Here is a 904-nt window from a genome sequence, read left to right on the forward strand (position 1 = left end):
TTATTCTTGAGATACATTACCTTAACTTTTTTGCACACGTTTGCATCGAGATCACGAGTTTTTAAATTAGCAGAACAGGATCTTGTAATTTTACGTTCTTCTGACATTCGTTGTTTTGGTGATTATTATCACAAATTAACGAGTGGAGGAAGTCGACTAAAGTCGATCAGAGGCTGTGATGGTGCCGCAGATTCAGCAGCAAATAGAAGCAATGGCTGAAAAGAAGAGTGTTGTAACTGCCCGATATCTATCAGTTTTTCCAAGGCGAAGAAACGACTGACGTACTGATGTGTTTCTTTTGGCAGAGTGAGCTGTTGGAAGTCATCGGTGCCCGCTTTCTTTATAGCGCGAGCAATTCGGCCTTCTCCTGCATTATAGGCCGCCAGCGTTAATGCGAGGTTTTGATCAAACTTGTTGTATAAAAACGCCAGATAGTCCAATGCAGCTTTCGTGCTGGCTTGGGTATCGAAACGCTCATCCACATTCGAATCAACCGTTAAACCAAAGCGCATCGCTGTTGCAGGAATCAATTGCCATAATCCCGCGGCGTTGGCGTGAGAAACGGCTTTTGCGTTGTAAGAAGATTCTAGCATTGGCACCAAAACGAGACTTTTGGGCAGTGACTTGCTTTTGAGTTGCTTAAAGATGTGGTCGAGAAGTGGATTGACGGAAGTGAGACGTTGGTCGATTTGTAATTTATAAGGCGCAAGAACCTGATACTGCTGTTCTATATCAGTAGTATTGGGTTTTGCCTGGCAAAGAAAAGAAGTGCTGAACAACAAACAGGCAGAAACAAAAAGGCCTACAGTATCCAGCCGAGATGGCGGCTGAATCTGTAGGCAAGACGAACATCGTTTAGAACGATTTATCTTCATAAGTGTGTTGCACAGGTTGTTTGAGTTGA

At 43.5% G+C, this 904-nt stretch carries 1 protein-coding gene; it reads right to left on the reverse strand.

Features of this window, described 5'->3' with window-relative positions:
- Window positions 1-128: 128 nt before the first annotated feature.
- Window positions 129-875, reverse strand: coding sequence for a lytic transglycosylase domain-containing protein (locus R8O11_RS26020; RefSeq protein ID WP_318194713.1), 747 nt, complete (start codon window positions 873-875; stop codon window positions 129-131).
- Window positions 876-904 lie beyond the last annotated feature (29 nt).

The sequence above is a fragment of the Vibrio sp. 1288 genome, assembly GCF_033344475.1.

Coding starts and splice junctions, on each gene's coding strand:
- R8O11_RS26020 (WP_318194713.1), bottom strand. CDS start 875: ATGAAGATAAATCGTTCTAAACGATGTTCGTCTTGCCTACAGATTCAG.